Annotated in this window: 16 protein-coding genes and 1 pseudogene; 4 read left to right on the top strand and 13 right to left on the bottom strand. The window is 57.2% G+C overall.

The annotated features are described in order from the left end of the window. Positions 1–3: 3 nt before the first annotated feature. The 3 genes and pseudogenes from RRH01S_RS30180 to RRH01S_RS30170 all read left to right on the top strand — a co-directional run. Positions 4–888, top strand: a pseudogene (locus RRH01S_RS30180) (IS3 family transposase); the annotation flags it as partial. A 467-nt stretch (positions 889–1,355) separates the two neighbouring features. After that, entirely contained in the window at positions 1,356–1,817 is a 462-nt protein-coding gene (locus tag RRH01S_RS30175; protein WP_012649616.1) for a mobile mystery protein A, read from the top strand. Then, the gene (locus RRH01S_RS30170) at positions 1,814–2,410 is read left to right on the top strand and encodes a mobile mystery protein B (protein WP_012649615.1); all 597 of its coding nucleotides are present in this window, start codon (positions 1,814–1,816) and stop codon (positions 2,408–2,410) included. Before RRH01S_RS30175 ends, RRH01S_RS30170 begins: the two co-directional genes overlap by 4 nt. Positions 2,411–2,913: 503 nt before the next feature. Here the strand turns inward: RRH01S_RS30170 and RRH01S_RS30165 are convergent. From RRH01S_RS30165 to RRH01S_RS30155, 3 genes are all read right to left on the bottom strand, one after another. Next, the gene (locus RRH01S_RS30165; RefSeq protein ID WP_042476727.1) at positions 2,914–3,708 is read right to left on the bottom strand and encodes an aldolase; all 795 of its coding nucleotides are present in this window, start codon (positions 3,706–3,708) and stop codon (positions 2,914–2,916) included. Between the two features lie 90 nt (positions 3,709–3,798). Next, entirely contained in the window at positions 3,799–4,968 is a 1,170-nt protein-coding gene (locus tag RRH01S_RS30160; RefSeq protein WP_042476723.1) for a PLP-dependent transferase, read from the bottom strand. A gap of 37 nt (positions 4,969–5,005) precedes the next feature. Further along, positions 5,006–5,806 (bottom strand): GntR family transcriptional regulator, encoded by an 801-nt coding sequence (locus RRH01S_RS30155; protein WP_234711785.1) that lies wholly within the window; start codon positions 5,804–5,806, stop codon positions 5,006–5,008. A gap of 138 nt (positions 5,807–5,944) precedes the next feature. Between RRH01S_RS30155 and RRH01S_RS35290 the strand changes: the two genes are divergently transcribed. Continuing rightward, positions 5,945–6,124 (top strand): hypothetical protein, encoded by a 180-nt coding sequence (locus RRH01S_RS35290; protein ID WP_042476721.1) that lies wholly within the window; start codon positions 5,945–5,947, stop codon positions 6,122–6,124. Positions 6,125–6,134: 10 nt separating this feature from the next. Here RRH01S_RS35290 and RRH01S_RS30145 read toward each other — a convergent pair whose 3' ends face one another. From RRH01S_RS30145 to RRH01S_RS30100, 10 genes are all read right to left on the bottom strand, one after another. Further along, the gene (locus RRH01S_RS30145) at positions 6,135–6,338 is read right to left on the bottom strand and encodes a hypothetical protein (protein ID WP_131597911.1); all 204 of its coding nucleotides are present in this window, start codon (positions 6,336–6,338) and stop codon (positions 6,135–6,137) included. Between the two features lie 16 nt (positions 6,339–6,354). Continuing rightward, positions 6,355–7,539 (bottom strand): acetyl-CoA C-acetyltransferase, encoded by a 1,185-nt coding sequence (locus RRH01S_RS30140; protein ID WP_042476715.1) that lies wholly within the window; start codon positions 7,537–7,539, stop codon positions 6,355–6,357. Between the two features lie 24 nt (positions 7,540–7,563). Next, complete coding sequence (locus tag RRH01S_RS30135; protein WP_042476712.1) at positions 7,564–9,516, bottom strand: acetoacetate--CoA ligase; 1,953 nt, start codon at positions 9,514–9,516, stop codon at positions 7,564–7,566. 24 nt (positions 9,517–9,540) lie between these two features. Then, positions 9,541–10,317 (bottom strand): IclR family transcriptional regulator, encoded by a 777-nt coding sequence (locus tag RRH01S_RS30130; protein WP_042476709.1) that lies wholly within the window; start codon positions 10,315–10,317, stop codon positions 9,541–9,543. 32 nt (positions 10,318–10,349) lie between these two features. After that, positions 10,350–11,288 (bottom strand): 3,5-dioxohexanoate:acetyl-CoA acetone transferase, encoded by a 939-nt coding sequence (gene kce, locus RRH01S_RS30125; RefSeq protein ID WP_042476706.1) that lies wholly within the window; start codon positions 11,286–11,288, stop codon positions 10,350–10,352. 83 nt (positions 11,289–11,371) lie between these two features. Then, the gene (locus RRH01S_RS30120) at positions 11,372–12,643 is read right to left on the bottom strand and encodes an MFS transporter (protein WP_202034061.1); all 1,272 of its coding nucleotides are present in this window, start codon (positions 12,641–12,643) and stop codon (positions 11,372–11,374) included. Between the two features lie 34 nt (positions 12,644–12,677). Continuing rightward, positions 12,678–13,679 (bottom strand): branched-chain amino acid ABC transporter permease, encoded by a 1,002-nt coding sequence (locus RRH01S_RS30115; RefSeq protein WP_042476702.1) that lies wholly within the window; start codon positions 13,677–13,679, stop codon positions 12,678–12,680. Between the two features lie 5 nt (positions 13,680–13,684). Then, a complete protein-coding gene (locus RRH01S_RS30110) occupies positions 13,685–14,548 on the bottom strand; it encodes a branched-chain amino acid ABC transporter permease (protein ID WP_042476699.1) in 864 nt (287 codons plus the stop codon). 5 nt (positions 14,549–14,553) lie between these two features. Further along, complete coding sequence (locus RRH01S_RS30105) at positions 14,554–15,258, bottom strand: ABC transporter ATP-binding protein (protein WP_042476697.1); 705 nt, start codon at positions 15,256–15,258, stop codon at positions 14,554–14,556. Then, a complete protein-coding gene (locus RRH01S_RS30100) occupies positions 15,251–15,985 on the bottom strand; it encodes an ABC transporter ATP-binding protein (RefSeq protein WP_042476695.1) in 735 nt (244 codons plus the stop codon). Before RRH01S_RS30100 ends, RRH01S_RS30105 begins: the two co-directional genes overlap by 8 nt. Between the last annotated feature and the right edge of the window lie 50 nt (positions 15,986–16,035).

Raw genomic sequence — 16,035 nt, 5'->3', positions numbered from 1 at the left:
GGCCGCGTATTTCGCCAGGGATGCAAAGTGAAGTATGCGTTCATTGCCTTGCATCGTTTACAATTCTCGGTGCGGACGATGTGCCGCCTTTTGCGGGTTCATCCGAGTGGATTTTACGCCTGGTTGAAGAACCCGCTGAGCAGACGAACCAGCGAAGACAAACGGCAGACTGATCTTCTCCAAAAAGCATGGGAAGAGAGCGGCAAGGTCTACGGCTATCGAAAGCTGCACGACGATCTTCTCGATCAGGGCGAGATGTGCTGCCCGAACCGGGTTGCACGTCTGACCCGTCTTGCCGGGATCAAGGCGCAGATCGGCTACAAGCGCCGCCCCGGCATCTATGGCGGCAGGCCTTCTGTCGCTATCGGCAACACGCTCGACCGGCAGTTTGACGTGGCGGCTCCGGACAAGGTGTGGGTCACGGACATCACTTATATCCGGACCTGCGAGGGCTTCTCTTACCTTGCTGTCGTCATCGATCTCTATTCTCGCCGGGTCATCGGCTGGGCATTGCAGGGTCGCCAAACCACGGATGTCGTGCTGCAGGCTCTGCTCATGGCCGTGTGGCGGCACAAGCCGAAGGACAAGGTGCTGATCCATTCGGACCAGGGCTCGCAGTTCACCAGCATGGATTGGGCTTCGTTCCTCAAGCACCACAATCTGGTTCATTCGATGAGCCGACGTGGCAACTGCCATGATAACGCCGTGGCCGAGAGCTTCTTCAATCTTCTGAAGCGCGAAAGGATACGCCGCAAGGTTTACCGTTCACGCGATGAGGCCCGCCAGGACGTATTCGATTACATCGAGATGTTCTACAATCCAAAACGCAAACACGTCAGGAACGGGATGCTGTCGCCCGTCGAGTTCGAGAAGCAGCAGAAAATCTAACCCGAGGGTGTCTACGAAACTCGGGGCTATTCATATTGGCCTGAAAGCCGGCGTGGCAATCCAAACGTCAAGGCGTTTGTCGGCTTTCTGGCGGAGATCTTTCCGAACCCGACGCCTTGGGACATGCGCTTTCAACAAGCCTGAACTCCGCTGTCGAGCATTGAAATTGGCAGTGGTCGAAGTTTCACTGCTCTTTAGCCGATCGGCGTCAACGTCGGCTTGCAGCCTATCGAGCGCTTTCAACGCGGTCATACGGTGCGAGCAGCCGATATCACCTGATATCCCTTGTCGAGCTTGCAAGCGGCGCCAGACCGACCAAGGCCTGACTTGTTCTACTTTGATCACAGATTATACTCTGATTTTACCATTCATACTATCATATTATAGCCTGATTTTATCACGTTGATGTTCAGCCTGTATCCTGATATGAAATAGCTAATTATCAGCCTATGGCCTGAGAGAACGAAATGAAAAGCGATAGCCGAAGAAGGGGCCGCCTGCGCCTTGATGAAAGGCTTCGGGCACTCCACCCGACTGACCGATTCAAGGCGCCGCCGAAAGGATGGGTGCGCGCGCTACGCGATGCGCTCGGGATGACGGGCGCCCAGCTTGGCACGCGCCTTGGCGTGCGGCCGCAAACGGTCGAAGCCATCGAGAAATCGGAAGCCGCAGGGACGATCCAACTTAACACCTTGCGTCGCGCAGCTGAGGCGCTGGATTGCACACTCGTCTACGCACTTGTTCCCAACAGCTCACTCGAAGCTGTTATCGAAGCGCGCGCAAGGAAGATCGCAACGCGCGAGCTTCACCGCGTCTCGCACACGATGCGGCTCGAAGCTCAGGGCACGGATGATGTGGACTTCGAGGCCCGGGTCCAAGCATACATTCGCGACAGGCTCTCCGAGCGTGACCTTTGGAAGGAGACATGACCGACCTGTTTCAGGAGCCAGAGGACGCAACACCCCTCGAACCGCAAGAGCGAGAGGGTCTGCTTCAGACTTGGATAACGCACCGCCGCGATCTCAACGAGGCCGAGCAGGAAAACATCGTCTCGGGCGCAGCCTGGGCGCGCGGGCGCCGACGCGCTTCGATTGAGCGAATGCTCAGCGAAGACTTCATGCGAACCTTGCACAAGCGGATGCTTGGCGACGTATGGGAATGGGCCGGCACCTTCCGAACGACGGAGCGCAACATCGGCGTCCAAGCCTACCGCATTGGAATGGAGCTCGCGAGCCTGTTAAGCGACGTCCGATATTGGATTATGCATGAGACATTTTCGCCGGATGAAATTGCCATCAGGTTTCACCATCGCCTGGTTGCGATCCACCCCTTTCCAAACGGAAATGGTCGTCACGCTCGCTTGGCAGCTGACCTTCTGATCGAACGTCTTGGCGGCGAGCGTTTCAGTTGGGGCGGTGGTACGCTCGCCGACGTTGGTGAATTGCGCACTCGCTACGTCGCGGCCCTTCGCGCAGCTGACAACCATGATACTGCGCCGCTCCTAGAATTTGCACGCACCTGAGAGACTCCACCATTGCCCATTGCTTCCTTTGATGGGAGTCGAACCGGTGATCCCGCGATTGAAATTTCAATATCAACGCTAATTAAAGAAGCGACATCAGCGATTTGCGAGGATCCAAATAGGTAAGCTGAATTATGGAACTTCACGCCTTGTTTTCACGCCGGCGCGGACACGGTGACTGTCGCGGCGGCGGCGCCGAGTTTCGAAACCTTGACAATCTGATCCCAGCGGAGGCTCGCCAGCTAGGCCCGTGATAGCAGACTCTCCCTCTCCAATGAGGCCAGTACTCTGGAGTCGAAGGTTTCTCCACGGTTTTGGATCGATGCCCACTAGATACAGAGAATAGTCAGATAAAAAATCAGCATTATTTTGATAGAGACCATCATATAATTCGATGAAGATGGATGAGCCCGACACAATCACTCCCGTCGCGCGTGCATCCGAGACACTTTCAGCCGCCTCGATGGTCTCATACCATTGACGGGCAGACGAACCACCCCACGTCATTCCTTGAATTGCGGTTCCTCGCGGGTCAGAGTCCGCTTGATCGAATCGAGATGCAATCTGGCTGACTCCGGATCGCCTTCTCGTATCTGCAGATAGGCCGCCTCAGCAATATCCGCTGCGACCGGCTCAACCTTCCGGCCGGTCGAAAGTGCCAGTGTCTGCACCTCACATGCGCGTTCGAGATAATAGAGATCATCCCACGCTTCTGCGATATTGGGCGCGCAAACCATGACGCCATGATGTTTCATGAAGACAATGTCTGCATCGCCTATCGCCTTCGCGATGCGATCGCCTTCGCGCTCATCTAGTGCAAGGCCGTTATAGTCCCTGTCGACCACTGTTCGACCGTAGAACTTTAAAGCTGTCTGCCCTGCAAAAATCAACGGATCGCCCTCGGTCATCGAAAGCGCTGTTGCGTAGGGCATGTGGGTGTGAAAAGCAGCCTTTGCACGAGGGACGTTTTTGTGAATCCGTGCGTGGATGTAAAATGCAGTGGCTTCCGGCATGCCAGTGCCAGACACAACGTTGCCGTGGAAGTCGCAGACCAACAGCATGGACGCTGTCAACTCACTAAAGGCGTAACCGTAGGGGTTGACGATGAACAGGTCGTCGTAGCCTGGCACGATGGCGGAGAAGTGGTTGCAGATCCCCTCCTCCATGCCATAACGCGCCGCCATGCGAAAACACGCTGCAAGGTCGACACGCGCTTGCCAGATTTCTTCGGTTTCGAGATTCGGCTGGTTCGGACCGGCGTTGACCGACAGTGCCGTGGGATTCAGCGAATGTGCCATTTAGGTTTTCCATCGGTTGCGGCCGCAAAGCCTCGGGTTCTGTTCTACTGCCGCTTGCCCGGCCCGTCGCGGCCCGGCATCGCCTTTGGTTCAGTTCTTCGCAGCTCGAATCGCGCTTTCAAGGTCGCCCCATAGCGCCTCGGTGCCTTCCAGCCCAACATGCAGGCGAACCGATCGCGGGCTGATGCCGAAGGTCTGCGCCGAATTCGGCTGGGCCTTCTGTTGCAAGACGACCTCCGCCGGGACCACAAGGCTTTCGTGTCCACCCCAGCTGACGCCGAGCTTGAAATATTGAAGGGCGTTGCAGAAGGCGCTGACATCGACGCCTTCCTTGAAGATGAAGGAAAACAGCCCGGATGTTCCGGCCAGCCCCGCAGGTAACGTGTCACAAATCGCCGGATGGCAGACCTGCTCGACCTGCACATGGTTTTGCAACCGTTTAGCGATCTCGAAGGCTGACGCCTCATGCGCCTTCATGCGGACCGGGAGGGTGCGCATGCCCCGCAAGAGAAGCCAGGCATCGAAGGGCGACAGCTTTCCCCCGAGATAGGGGTACGCCTCGGCGCGAACTCGCCCTACGAGGTCCTTCGAGCCTGCAAGAACCCCTGCAACGACATCGCTGTGCCCACCTAGGTATTTCGATGCCGAATGAAGAACGAGGTCTACGCCAAGCGATAGTGGTTTCTGGAAGATGGGGGTCGCCCAGCTATTGTCTATGACGGAAATAACCCCGTACTGGCGGGCAAGTGCAGCAAGCGCGCCGATATCGTGCGCCTCCATGACCCAACTGGTCGGGCTTTCCATATAGAACAACTTAGCCCCCGGCAGAGCCTTGCGGACCGCGTCTTCGTCGCAGCCGTCAACGTAGACGACGTCGACATTCATGCGCGCAAGCAAGGTGCCGAAAAGGCGAAAGGCATCCGGGTAGATATGCCGAACCGCAACGATCCGGTCACCTGGCTTGACGAAGGAAAGGACGGTCGACGAGATCGCCGCCATGCCGCTGGCAAAACCGAGTGCATCCTCGCCGCCCTCAAGTTTGGCCAGCATTTCTTCGAATGCACGCACCGTTGGATTGAGCCCTCTCGTATAGACCGGGCGGCTGATTTCTCCGCGATAAGTGGCAACCATTTCCTCGTAGGTTGAAAACGTAAAAAGCGAGGTCTGTACGATGGGTGGGACCACCGCATCGAAAGCGTTTGTCTCGTCATGCGCCACAATGCGCGACGCATGTTGCAGTATGGGATCCTCGAAGTTCACGTGACGTTCCTTGGATGATAGTGAAAACAAGCGATGCTCAGGAGGCGCGTGGCGTCTTCTTCCGAGATCTCGTGGGAGGCGCCGCCTCGTCCTCTCTCGCTCTCAGGTAGTCGGACAGTTTCCGACCTTCGGTGAGATTGTGCTGCTCGGAAAGAGTTCCTGCGCGTTCGGCGTCGCCGTCGATAATCGCGTCGACGATCGGTTTGTGCTGTTCAATGATCTCATGTCCATTGGTGATCAACGCGTCGCTGGAGCGGATCGACATACGAATCTGCTGCTCGATGAGACCGTATTGAGCAATCATTCGACCATGCCCCGTCAGTTCGATGATCGCCTTGTGAAGCGCGAAATCGGCGGCGGCGATCGCAGGGCCCTGCGATGCCTCGCAGGCCTCAACCAGCTTGGACAGCGAGGCGCGCAAGATGTCCGAACCAACATTATCGATGCTTTTTGCCAGCAATTGAGCTGCCAGACGTTCAACCGCCGAACGCAGCGTATACAGCTCCCAGACATCGTTCGACGTCATGCTGATAACGCTCCAACCCGTATAGGGTATGAGCGTGATCAGGCCCTCCTTGGCAAGCTGGTGCAATGCGCTACGCAGAGTGGCCCTGGACAATCCCATCTCGTCAGACAGCTGCAGTTCGGTGATTCGCTCCCCAGGCGCGATGACGCCATTGACGATGGCGTCTCGCAATGCGTCGGTCGCCTGAACCTCGATCGGCATCTTTACAATCGGCGAAATTGAACGTGGCGCCATCACCTGCTCCCCCTGGTTGATCTGCTTGCAAGTGCCGCGAATAGCCTCCTCACAGGCTGCAAAATCGTCTACGATCACACCGCCCTCCATGAGGCCTATGTCGAGGATGCGCTCGCTTCCGGCGACAAGGACGCCTATTACAGTGGCGTCATCGGCGGCCCGTTCTACCGCCTAATCGACGCTGGCAAGCTGCCGGCGCTGCCGGATTCCATCGGCATGGGCGACGTGATCAACGGTCAAAAGTCGGGTCGCGAGACACCGGATGATCGCATCATCTTCATTGCATGCGGAATGGCCGTGTTCGATATAAGCTGGGGCTACCAGCTCTACCAGAACGCCATCGGTAAGGGCATCGGGGAATCGCTAAACCTCTGGGAGCGGCCACACCAAGGTTGAGTGATGGAGATCATTCAGAGCTAGGTCGGGCGTCTTTTTGGCGTCCGGCTTTCGAGCTCAGAAACAAGTTGACGATGGCATCCTCGGGCGACCAAGCTTCCGGCATATTCCGCCCCTGCTCTTTTTCGTCCAGAAGATAGTCCGTTCCAAAACCGCTGAGCACCGCTCCTGATTCCGCAATCCATTCCCGAAGTCGCTCCCAGAACTGGTTCATTTTCGCGACCCCCAATTTACCCTATGTTTTCGAAGCACATCGCCACACCCATTCCACCGCCGATGCAAAGCGTTGCGAGACCCTTGCGAGCTTTGCGGCGCTTCATTTCGAAGAGAAGCGTATTTGCGATCCGTGCTCCGGATGCCCCAATCGGATGGCCGATCGCGATCGCGCCGCCGTTGACGTTGACGATGGCTGGATCCCAGCCGAGATCACTGTTGACGGCACAGGCTTGAGCCGCAAAAGCCTCGTTCGCTTCCACCAGATCAAGGTCGGATACCGACCAACCTGCCCTCTCCAAAGCCTTGCGGGAAGCCGGTATCGGGCCCGTACCCATTAAGCGTGGGTCGACGCCAGCCGTTGCCCAAGACACGATACGGGCTAGCGGTGTGAAACCGCGTCGAGCTGCCTCTTCCTCAGTCATCAGCAGGACCGCTGCTGCACCGTCGTTGATCCCCGACGCATTTGCCGCCGTCACCGAACCCTCCTTGTCGAAGGCAGGCTTCAGTTTGGCGACGCTCTCAAGTGTCGCGCCATGACGTATGTACTCGTCAGCCTCAACGGTGATTTCGCCCTTCCGCCCGTTAATAACGAAAGGAACGATCTCGTCTTTGAAACGACCAGCTGTCTGGGCAGCTTCGGCTTTATTTTGTGACGCGACGGCGAACTGATCCTGAATCTCACGGGAGAGCTGCCACTGTCGTGCGACGTTCTCAGCGGTAATTCCCATATGGTAGCCGTAGAACGCATCGGTCAGTCCGTCCTTGATCATGATGTCGACCATCTTGAGGTCGCCCATCTTGGTACCTGCTCGCAAGTGCGCGACGTGCGGAGACAAGGACATGGACTCCTGGCCACCAGCGACAACGATCTTCGCATCACCCAAGGCGATCTGTTGCATCCCAAGGGCGATTGCCCGCAGACCAGAGCCACATACCTGGTTTACTCCCCATGCGGTCGCCTCCTGTGGAACACCCGCCTTCATGGCAGCCTGGCGTGCGGGGTTCTGCCCCTCACCCGCCTGCAGAACCTGGCCAAGGATGACTTCGTTCACTTCGCTGGCATCGACGCTGCTGCGCTCCAGGACAGCTTTGACCACTGCGCCGCCTAGCTCATGCGCTGGAACATTCGCAAAAGCACCATTGAATGAACCGACTGCTGTTCGGGCGGCACTTGCGATAACGATTGATGGTTGAGCCATCGTATGCTCCAAGATTTATGTGAGTTAGGCCCGAAGCTCTGATCTGTTTCCGAAATGAGCGAGCGCTTCAGGGTTTGCGAGAGCTTCCATGTTCTTGACCGGCCGTCCGTGAACAATCTCGCGCACGGCGAGTTCAACGATCTTTCCTGACTTTGTTCGTGGTATCTCTGGGACCGCGACGATTTTCGCGGGAACGTGCCGAGGAGATGCACCGATCCGAATCTTGTCACGGATCGCTTTTGAGAGGCTCTCGTCGAGGTCTACGCCGGGAGCAAGCCGAACGAAGAGAACAACGCGGACATCGTCGTCCCAGTCTTGTCCAATGCACAGAGCCTCTTCCACTTCCGGAAGCTGCTCAACCTGATTGTAGATTTCAGCGGTTCCGATCCGGACCCCACCGGGATTGAGGGTTGCATCCGAGCGGCCGTGAATAATCAGGCCGTCGTGCTCGGTCCACTCCGCAAAATCGCCGTGACACCATACGTTGTCGAATCGCTCAAAGTAGGCCGCCCTGTACTTTGATTTGTCCGGATCGTTCCAGAACATGACCGGCATCGATGGAAAAGCCTTCGTGCAGACAAGCTCACCCTTCTCCTCGCGAACTGGATCGCCCTGGTCGTTCCAAACATCCATTGCGAGGCCGAGTCCCGGCCCCTGGATTTCGCCCCTCCAGACAGGCGACAGTGGGTTGCCAAGCACGAAGCATGAAACGATGTCCGTGCCGCCAGAAATCGAGGCCAGTTGGACATCGTTCTTGATCCCCTCGTAGACGAACGAGAACCCCTCCGGCGAGAGAGGCGACCCTGTCGATGTCATCAGTCGTAAGTCCGACAGGTCATGCGAGCTAATTGGCGTCAGCCCACTCTTTCTGACTGCGTCGATGTACTTAGCCGACGTTCCGAAAACCGCGAAGCGTTCCGCCTGGGCGTAGTCGAACAGGACATTTCCATCGGGCGCAAAAGGTGACCCGTCGTAGAGGCAGAGGGTGGCCCCCGCCGCCAGGCCGACAACCAGCCAGTTCCACATCATCCAGCCGCAGGTGGTGAAATAGAAGACCTTATCGCCAGGAACGATCCCGCAATGCAGTCTGTGCTCCTTTATGAGCTGCAGCAGCGAGCCGCCAGCCGAATGGACAATGCATTTCGGAACGCCAGTCGTGCCGGAAGAGAAGAGAATGAAGAGTGGATGCGAGAAAGACAACCGTGTGAACTCTACCGCCTTTGCCTCGTACGACTGGGTTATGTCCTCTAGCAAAAGTGCGCCCGGCGTCGCCTCCAGGACAGAAGTGACACCACAAGCATATGGTACAATTATCGTCGGAGCTTTCAGCCGTGCGGAAATTGCGCCAACCTTGGCCGAGATGTTCTGGAGCTTGCCATTGTACCAGTAACCACTGCAAGCGATGAAGAGCTTGGGCTCTATCTGACCGAAGCGATCAAGTACGCCCTGTTCCCCGAAGTCCGGCGAGCATGAAGACCAGATCGCCCCCATCGACGATGCTGCGAGCATGCAGGCAACAGTCTCGGGAAGGTTCGGCATCATTGCAGCGATGCGGTCACCCTGCCCCACACCAAGCGCCTTGAAGGCCTGCTGTAGTTTCGAGACCATAGCGTGCAGCTGATCCCAGGACCAGCGGCAGGAGACCTTATCCTCACCCCGGAAAACGATGGCGTCACCGTTGCCGGTCGTAGTGAGGAGATTCTCAGCAAAATTCACGGATGCATCCGGAAAGAACGACGCTTCAAGCATTTTATCCGCATTAATCAACGCTCGCTGGCCGCGATCGCCCTTGATGCCACAGAAGTCCCAGACAGCAGTCCAGAAGTCCGCCCGGTTCTCGATGGACCAGGCATGCAAGTCGGAAAAGCCTTCCATCTTCTGCAAAAACCGACCATTCGCTTCCTGCATGAAGGCAAACATCGGTGTTGACCGCCGAAACTCGTCCGAAGGCGTCCATAAAGGCAATGTGTCTTTCATCAATTTCCTCCTCTGGAGATCCGGTTAGCTTGCCCGGAAAATCTCCAGCGCGACTATCTGCGCGAGCGTTCGGCTCAGTTCATCGGTGAGTTGTTTTTCATGGGATTGGAAACGCGAACTCGGTGTGGGTACAGAGATCGCGTAGAGGTCACCTTGCAGGTCGTAGAATGCGGCGCCAACGGCGGAGATGCCGACAGTGTGTTGGTCTCGGTCGAAGGCAATCCCCGTCTCCCTTATCACCTCGACCTCAGCCTGATAGGCTTGGAGTAATACAGGGTCTTCTGCAACTGAGGGCTGCTCCTCGGCCAACCTGGCAAGGATCTGCTTGTCACTGAGTTTGGCCAAGCAGGCCTTGCCGTTCGCCGAATCGCAAAGCGGGAAGCTCTCTCCTACGAAGGAAACGGTTCGCAGTCGGTGTGTCCCTGGAATCTGGTCGACGAAAACAAGTCGCTTTGATCTGAACACAGCCAGGTCGACCGTCTCCTTGGTTCGGCGAGCAAGGTCGACCAGGTAGGGCCGCAGCATTTCGAGGACGTCGATGCGAGCCGATTCAGCAAGAGCACCAATTTCGGGCCCCAGGCGAATACCTCGCTCGGGGCTTGCCGCAATGACAAATTGCTCGGCTTGGAGAGCGCCAACGATACGCTGTACGGTCGAGCGCGGCAGACCGACGCGTTCTGCGATCTGACCGAGACTTAAGCCGTCGCTTTCATTTTTCAGGCTTCGCAGGATGGCCGCCGCGCGTGCGATTACCTGGATGCCTGAACGGCTATCATCGTTGCTCTTAAATGCGTCGGTCATGAACTTCCTCGAATGCCGTTGCTCTGCACCTGTCAGAACCCTACCTGATCACCACCCTTAAGGCCCAGGATCTGCCGCGCCTCGGCTGGTGTTGCGATCTCATGTCCGAGTTCTTGCAGGATTGTCTTGATCTTGCCAACCTGCTCAGCGTTGGAATTCGCGAGCTTGCCGCGTCCGATATAGAGCGAGTCTTCTAGTCCGACACGGACAGAACCGCCCAACATCGCCGATTGGGTCGCGAAGGGCATCTGGAACCGCCCAGCAGCCAACACTGACCAGCGGTACTGGTCGCCAAAAAGCTTGTCAGCAGTCCGCTTCATAAACATCAGGTTTTCCAAATCAGGACCGATGCCACCAAGAATGCCGAAAATCATCTGGATAAAGAACGGTCCCTTGACGAGCCCGCGATCAACGAAGTGCGCGAGATTGTACAGGTGGCCAACATCATAGCACTCATGCTCGAACTTCGTTCCGTGCTCCTCACCTAACATCTTTAGGATGCGTTCGATGTCTCTGAAGGTGTTGCGAAAGATGAAATCATCAGTGCCACGAAGATAAGGCTCTTCCCACTCATATTTCCAGCTGCAGTAGCGGTCTGCAAGCGGATAGATGCCGAAGTTCATGGACCCCATGTTCAACGAACACATTTCCGGCTTCGCTTTTAAAGGAGCAGCCAGTCGATCCTCGACCGTCATATTAAGACCGCCACCGGTCGTGATGTTGATCACAGCATCCGTCGCCTGCTTGATGCGTGGCAGAAACTGCATGAACACGGCCGGATCGGGTGTGGGGCGTCCGTCCTTCGGATCTCGCGCATGCAAGTGAAGAATGGAAGCGCCCGCCTCTGCTGCTTCAATGGACTGCCGGGCGATATCGTCAGGGGTGAATGGTAGTGCATCTGACATCGTCGGCGTGTGGATTCCGCCTGTCACCGCACACGTAATGATAATTTTCTTGGATAAGTCCGCCATTGTAATTCCTTTCTGACGCCGCTCAGCATCGTGACCTTCAATTCGGCGTAGGGCGGAAGGCCCCGCCCCACGCCTTGTTTGCGCTATGACTGCTGGAGAGCTTCCTTGCCGCCGACGCTATTCGACACAGTTTCGCCAGCAGTTTTGGTTTCTGGTAGGAAGAGCATCGTGATGCCCGCTCCCAGAAAACCTATCGCGCAAAGACCTATTCCCGTCGCCAAGCCATAGCGGCTGCCGATCTGACCAAGGACGAACGGGGCGAAAGCCGAAATTCCTCGGCCAACGTTGAAACAAAACCCAGCTCCTGTTCCGCGAACCCGCGCGGGGTAAAGCTCAGGAAAATATGAACCGAATGGGCCGGCGTAGGCGAAGAAGATCGCAAGCACCGGGCCCATCCAGAACAGGATGTTGTTGTCGTGGATGGAGGCGTAGATCGGCAGCATGATCGTTGCGCCAGTGAAGCAGACAAGAAGAGCCGTCCGACGGCCAATCTTGTCCGCAAGGAACCCGAAAATCTGGTACCCGATGAACATTCCTACGTTGAGCATGATGATGAAGGTCGTCATGTGGCTGGCATCCAACCCACGCTCCTGCACCAGGTAGGTCGGCAGCCAGGTGTTAGTTCCCCAGTAGCCAACGAGGGCGCAGCTCGCCGCGATCGTACCAAGGATCGTTTTTCGCCGAAGCTCTCCAGAGAAGATTTCCGCGACGGAGGCACGTTGTTTGGTCGTAGCGCGGGCGGCCTTCTTCTTCTCCTCAGCCCAAACCTGCGACTCTGGAACGAAGAAGAGAATGTAAATGACGGTTATGATTGCTCCGCCGCCACATAAGAAGAGGACGCGCCATCCCCAGTTCGGCATGATCGCATGAGCAAGCACCGCTGCAATTCCAAAGCCGATCGGCCAAGCGCTCAACACGAACGAGATCACGCGCCCACGTAGGTGCTTCGGCCACGTCTCATTGATGAATGCTGCGGCAACACCCCACACACCACCGAGCCCGAGCCCGGCGACGAAGCGCAAGATCAGCATATCCGTCCAACCACGCGCTAGCGCAGCAGCGGCCGTAAACAGGCCGAAAACAAGAAGACTGAAGATAAGCGCCTTTCTGCGTCCGTAGTTGTCTGAGTACCACCCGATGACGACGCTGCTGAGACCGACGCCGATCATCCCAGCTGTCCCCAAGAGACCGGCGTCCGCAAGCGTCAGGTTCCACTCCTTGATGATGAGCGGCAGTGCGAGTGCCAACAGCATGAAATCCATCGCATCGAAGGCGTAGCTGGCAAAGGATGCCGCCATGACGTGCCACCTGCTCGATGCACCAATCGTATCGACTTGTTCATTCGTATTTCTCAAGGCGAAGACCTCCCGTTCCATGGCCTAAAAATTGCTATTGAAAGACGACGCGGCGGCGAATTGGCACGAGAGAGATCCCGGCTCGTTCGCTTATGATCCCCCAGATTCCTCGGGGTGCCTTCAGCATGATCACGATTGCCAATGCCCCCAGGATCATCAAATAAGTCGTACCCAGGTCGGCAAGCGTTTCGCGCAGCAGGAAGAAAACAACGGTGCCGATGATCGGCCCTTCTATAGTCCCAATGCCGCCGATAACCGCGATGAAGATCACGTAAGCTGTCCAGTCATTCACGCTGAACGCGGCATCAGGAGAGATGCGCAATTTCTGCAGGAAGATGAACGAACCAACCATGGTCGTGAGACCAGCTACGCTGACATAGACCGTCATTTTCGTTAGCCAGGCATTGATGCCCAGGCTTTCCGAAGCGATCTCGCTATCCCTCAGTCCCGTGAGCGCCAGGCCCATCTTTGATCGGAGCAACAGGACAACGAAGAGCAGTGCGACCACGGCAAGTGCCAGACCGGTCCAGTAGATAAAGATTTCCCGCCACTCTCTGCTACTCGCGATCCCCGTGATGATCGAGGTGGGCAGGCTTGAACCCGATCCACCGCCGAGCGAGGATATCTGCGCGAACGAAAGCCGCAGCACTTCGGCAAAGACCCAGCTGCCAATGGCAAAATACGCACCATGAAGGCGGAAGAGCAGCGTCCCAATCGGAGCGGCGATGATTGCGCCAAGCACGCCCGCAACGGGGATTGCCAGCAGAGGGTCCATTCCAAGGAAGATCGCCAAGGCGAAGAGCATGTAACCGCCAAACCCGACGAATGCCTGCTGGCCGACGGATACCAGTCCACAGTACCCGGCAAGCAGGTTCCAAAGGCTGGCAAGTGCCAGGAATGAGAACATCTCCCCAAGAAGGCGGATGTTGGCGCGGCCCGTGAGCCACGGCGCGGCGACCAACGCAATCAACATGAGGCATGCGACAATCGAGGTTGCGCGACTGGCAGGGGTAAAGCGTTCAATTCGGAAGCTCATGTCCGTCAATCCATTCTGGGGAAAAGGCCGCGCGGGCTGAAGGCCAACACAACAAAGAAGACGATGTGACCTGCGAGGATTTGCCAGCCCGGCGAGATCTGAGCGCCGATGGCTTGGGCAACACCGAGCACTATCCCTCCGGCAAGCGTCCCCCAGAGGTTTCCGAGCCCACCGATGATGACGGCCTCGAAGCCAAAAATCAGCCTTGTTGGACCAGACGAAGGGTCGAAATTTGTGCGGATGGCGAGGAAGATGCCAGCGATAGCGACGACGCCCAATGAGAGAGCCATGGCCATTCCGAAGATGTGGCGACGGTCAATCATCATCAGCTGTGCCACTTCGCCGTCGTCGGATGTCGCACGGAACGCGCGGCCAAGTGAGGTGTGGAAGAACACCCGGTCGAGACCGAAGATGACCAAGATCGCGACGACGAACATCAGCAGCGGAAGCAGGCCGATTGTAAGCCCGGAGAACACCTCGAAGCTCGCTGTTTCCAATGGACCGGCTGGCAACCGCCGACTATCCGCCGTGAAACCGAGCAGCAACCCGTTCTGCAAGAGCACTGATATGCCGAACGTCACCAGCAGGGGCGAGAGAAGGTCTTTGCCAATCGTGGGATTGAGCAGGAACCGCTGCAGGAAATATCCGATCAGGGCCATGATGGGGACAACAAGCATGGCCGAAGCCAAAGGATGTAGCCCCGTCGCCTGAACGATGACCAAGGCAACGTAAGCGGCCAATACGATGAGGTCGCCGTGCGCGATGTTGACCAGCCGCATGACGCCGAAGATCAGCGAAAGACCCGCAGCGAACAAAGCGTAAAGGCCGCCCAGCAAAATTCCTTGAACAATTGCGTTGATCCAATCCATGGCGATCAGGTCCCGAAGTAGGCAGCCGTGACTTCGGCTCTGCTGAATTGAGACGGTTCACCCGCAAGAGAAACTTTTCCCTCTTGCATGCAGACGAAGCGATGAGCGACGGAGAGTGCTCGGGAAACATCCTGCTCGACCAGGATCGCCGATACGCCACTTTCCACGATGGCTGGAAGCACCGCGTAGATGTCTTTGATAACCACCGGAGCGAGACCGAGCGAAATCTCGTCAAAGAGGATGACCTCAGGGTTGGCCATCAAGGCTCTCCCAATGGCCACCATCTGCTGCTGACCTCCGGACAAAGCCGTACCAGGATTTTTCCGTCGCTCCGCGAGGATTGGAAATAGAGAATAGATGCGGTCCAGGGACCACTTTCCTTTTTGTGCCCGTTCGCCACCGATCACGAGATTTTCCTCAACGGTCAGCGATCGGAACAGGCGTCGACCCTCCGGCACGAGGGCAATTCCCCCACGGGCAATCTTATCGGGCCGCTGGCCACCAATCTCTTTGCCGTGCAGACGAACCATTTCACTGCGGCAGGGCACGAGGCCTGTGATTGCCTTCAAGAGCGTGCTCTTGCCTGCGCCGTTTGCGCCGATGAGTGCCAGCACTTCTCCACGAGACAGGGTCAGGTCGACACCGAACAATGCCTGGAAGTCGCCATATCCGGCCCGCAATGAGTGGGTAGACAGAAGGACGTCAGACATGAGCAACCTCCCCTTCGATCCCCATGTAGATCGCTGCAACCTGAGGGTTTGCCATCGTGGCGGCTGGATCACCGTCTGCAATCTTGCGGCCGAAATCGATGACTGCGATCCGGTCGACCACGGCCAGCAGAGCGTGAACCACGTGTTCTATCCAGATTATAGAGACGCCTTCCTTGCGGACGCTCTTGATGGCCGCGACGAGTTCAACGCATTCTGGTTCTGTCAGACCACCAGCGATCTCGTCCAGCAGAATGAGCTTGGGCGAACTTGCAAGCGCCCTGGCCATTTCCAGCCGCTTGCGTTCCAGAAGTGTCAGTTTGCCGGCAAGCGTATTTGCCTTTTTTGCCAGGCCCGTCAGTTCGAGAACCTCCACCGCCTTTGCAGCTCCAGCCGCCTCGGTCGCGCGGCCTCCGAAAGTGGCCCCCACCAGTACATTCTCGTAGGTTGTCATGCCGACAAATGGGTGGGGTATCTGGAAAGAGCGCCCGATACCGCGATGACACCGGCTGCGCGCCGGTACTCGCGTTACGTCGGAGCCGTCAAAGTGTATTGTCCCGCTGTCGGGCAACGTCGTGCCCGCGATGAGATTGAAGAGCGTCGTCTTACCCGCGCCGTTGGGACCAATAATTCCCACGGCCTCGCCCGCATCGACTGACAATGAAACCTTGTCGGTGACTTGGAGGGCGCCATACCGCTTGCTGACCGTGTCCAGTTCTATGATTGGCATCGTGTTCTCTCGATTAGGGGCTGCCCGCCGCCGAGCAGCCCTGCAAGCAA

Origin of the sequence: Rhizobium rhizogenes NBRC 13257 (genome assembly GCF_000696095.1) — a bacterium.
Classification (GTDB): Bacteria; Pseudomonadota; Alphaproteobacteria; order Rhizobiales; family Rhizobiaceae; genus Rhizobium; species Rhizobium rhizogenes.
Note: the sequence above shows the minus strand (reverse complement) of the source record. Positions and strands in the feature narration are given on the sequence as shown.

Coding starts and splice junctions, on each gene's coding strand:
- RRH01S_RS30130 (WP_042476709.1), bottom strand. CDS start 10,317: ATGACCGACGCATTTAAGAGCAACGATGATAGCCGTTCAGGCATCCAG.
- RRH01S_RS30140 (WP_042476715.1), bottom strand. CDS start 7,539: ATGGCTCAACCATCAATCGTTATCGCAAGTGCCGCCCGAACAGCAGTC.
- kce (WP_042476706.1), bottom strand. CDS start 11,288: ATGGCGGACTTATCCAAGAAAATTATCATTACGTGTGCGGTGACAGGC.
- RRH01S_RS30175 (WP_012649616.1), top strand. CDS start 1,356: ATGAAAAGCGATAGCCGAAGAAGGGGCCGCCTGCGCCTTGATGAAAGG.
- RRH01S_RS30165 (WP_042476727.1), bottom strand. CDS start 3,708: ATGGCACATTCGCTGAATCCCACGGCACTGTCGGTCAACGCCGGTCCG.
- RRH01S_RS30105 (WP_042476697.1), bottom strand. CDS start 15,258: ATGTCTGACGTCCTTCTGTCTACCCACTCATTGCGGGCCGGATATGGC.
- RRH01S_RS30170 (WP_012649615.1), top strand. CDS start 1,814: ATGACCGACCTGTTTCAGGAGCCAGAGGACGCAACACCCCTCGAACCG.
- RRH01S_RS30110 (WP_042476699.1), bottom strand. CDS start 14,548: ATGGATTGGATCAACGCAATTGTTCAAGGAATTTTGCTGGGCGGCCTT.
- RRH01S_RS30135 (WP_042476712.1), bottom strand. CDS start 9,516: ATGAAAGACACATTGCCTTTATGGACGCCTTCGGACGAGTTTCGGCGG.
- RRH01S_RS30100 (WP_042476695.1), bottom strand. CDS start 15,985: ATGCCAATCATAGAACTGGACACGGTCAGCAAGCGGTATGGCGCCCTC.
- RRH01S_RS30115 (WP_042476702.1), bottom strand. CDS start 13,679: ATGAGCTTCCGAATTGAACGCTTTACCCCTGCCAGTCGCGCAACCTCG.
- RRH01S_RS35290 (WP_042476721.1), top strand. CDS start 5,945: ATGGGCGACGTGATCAACGGTCAAAAGTCGGGTCGCGAGACACCGGAT.
- RRH01S_RS30145 (WP_131597911.1), bottom strand. CDS start 6,338: ATGAACCAGTTCTGGGAGCGACTTCGGGAATGGATTGCGGAATCAGGA.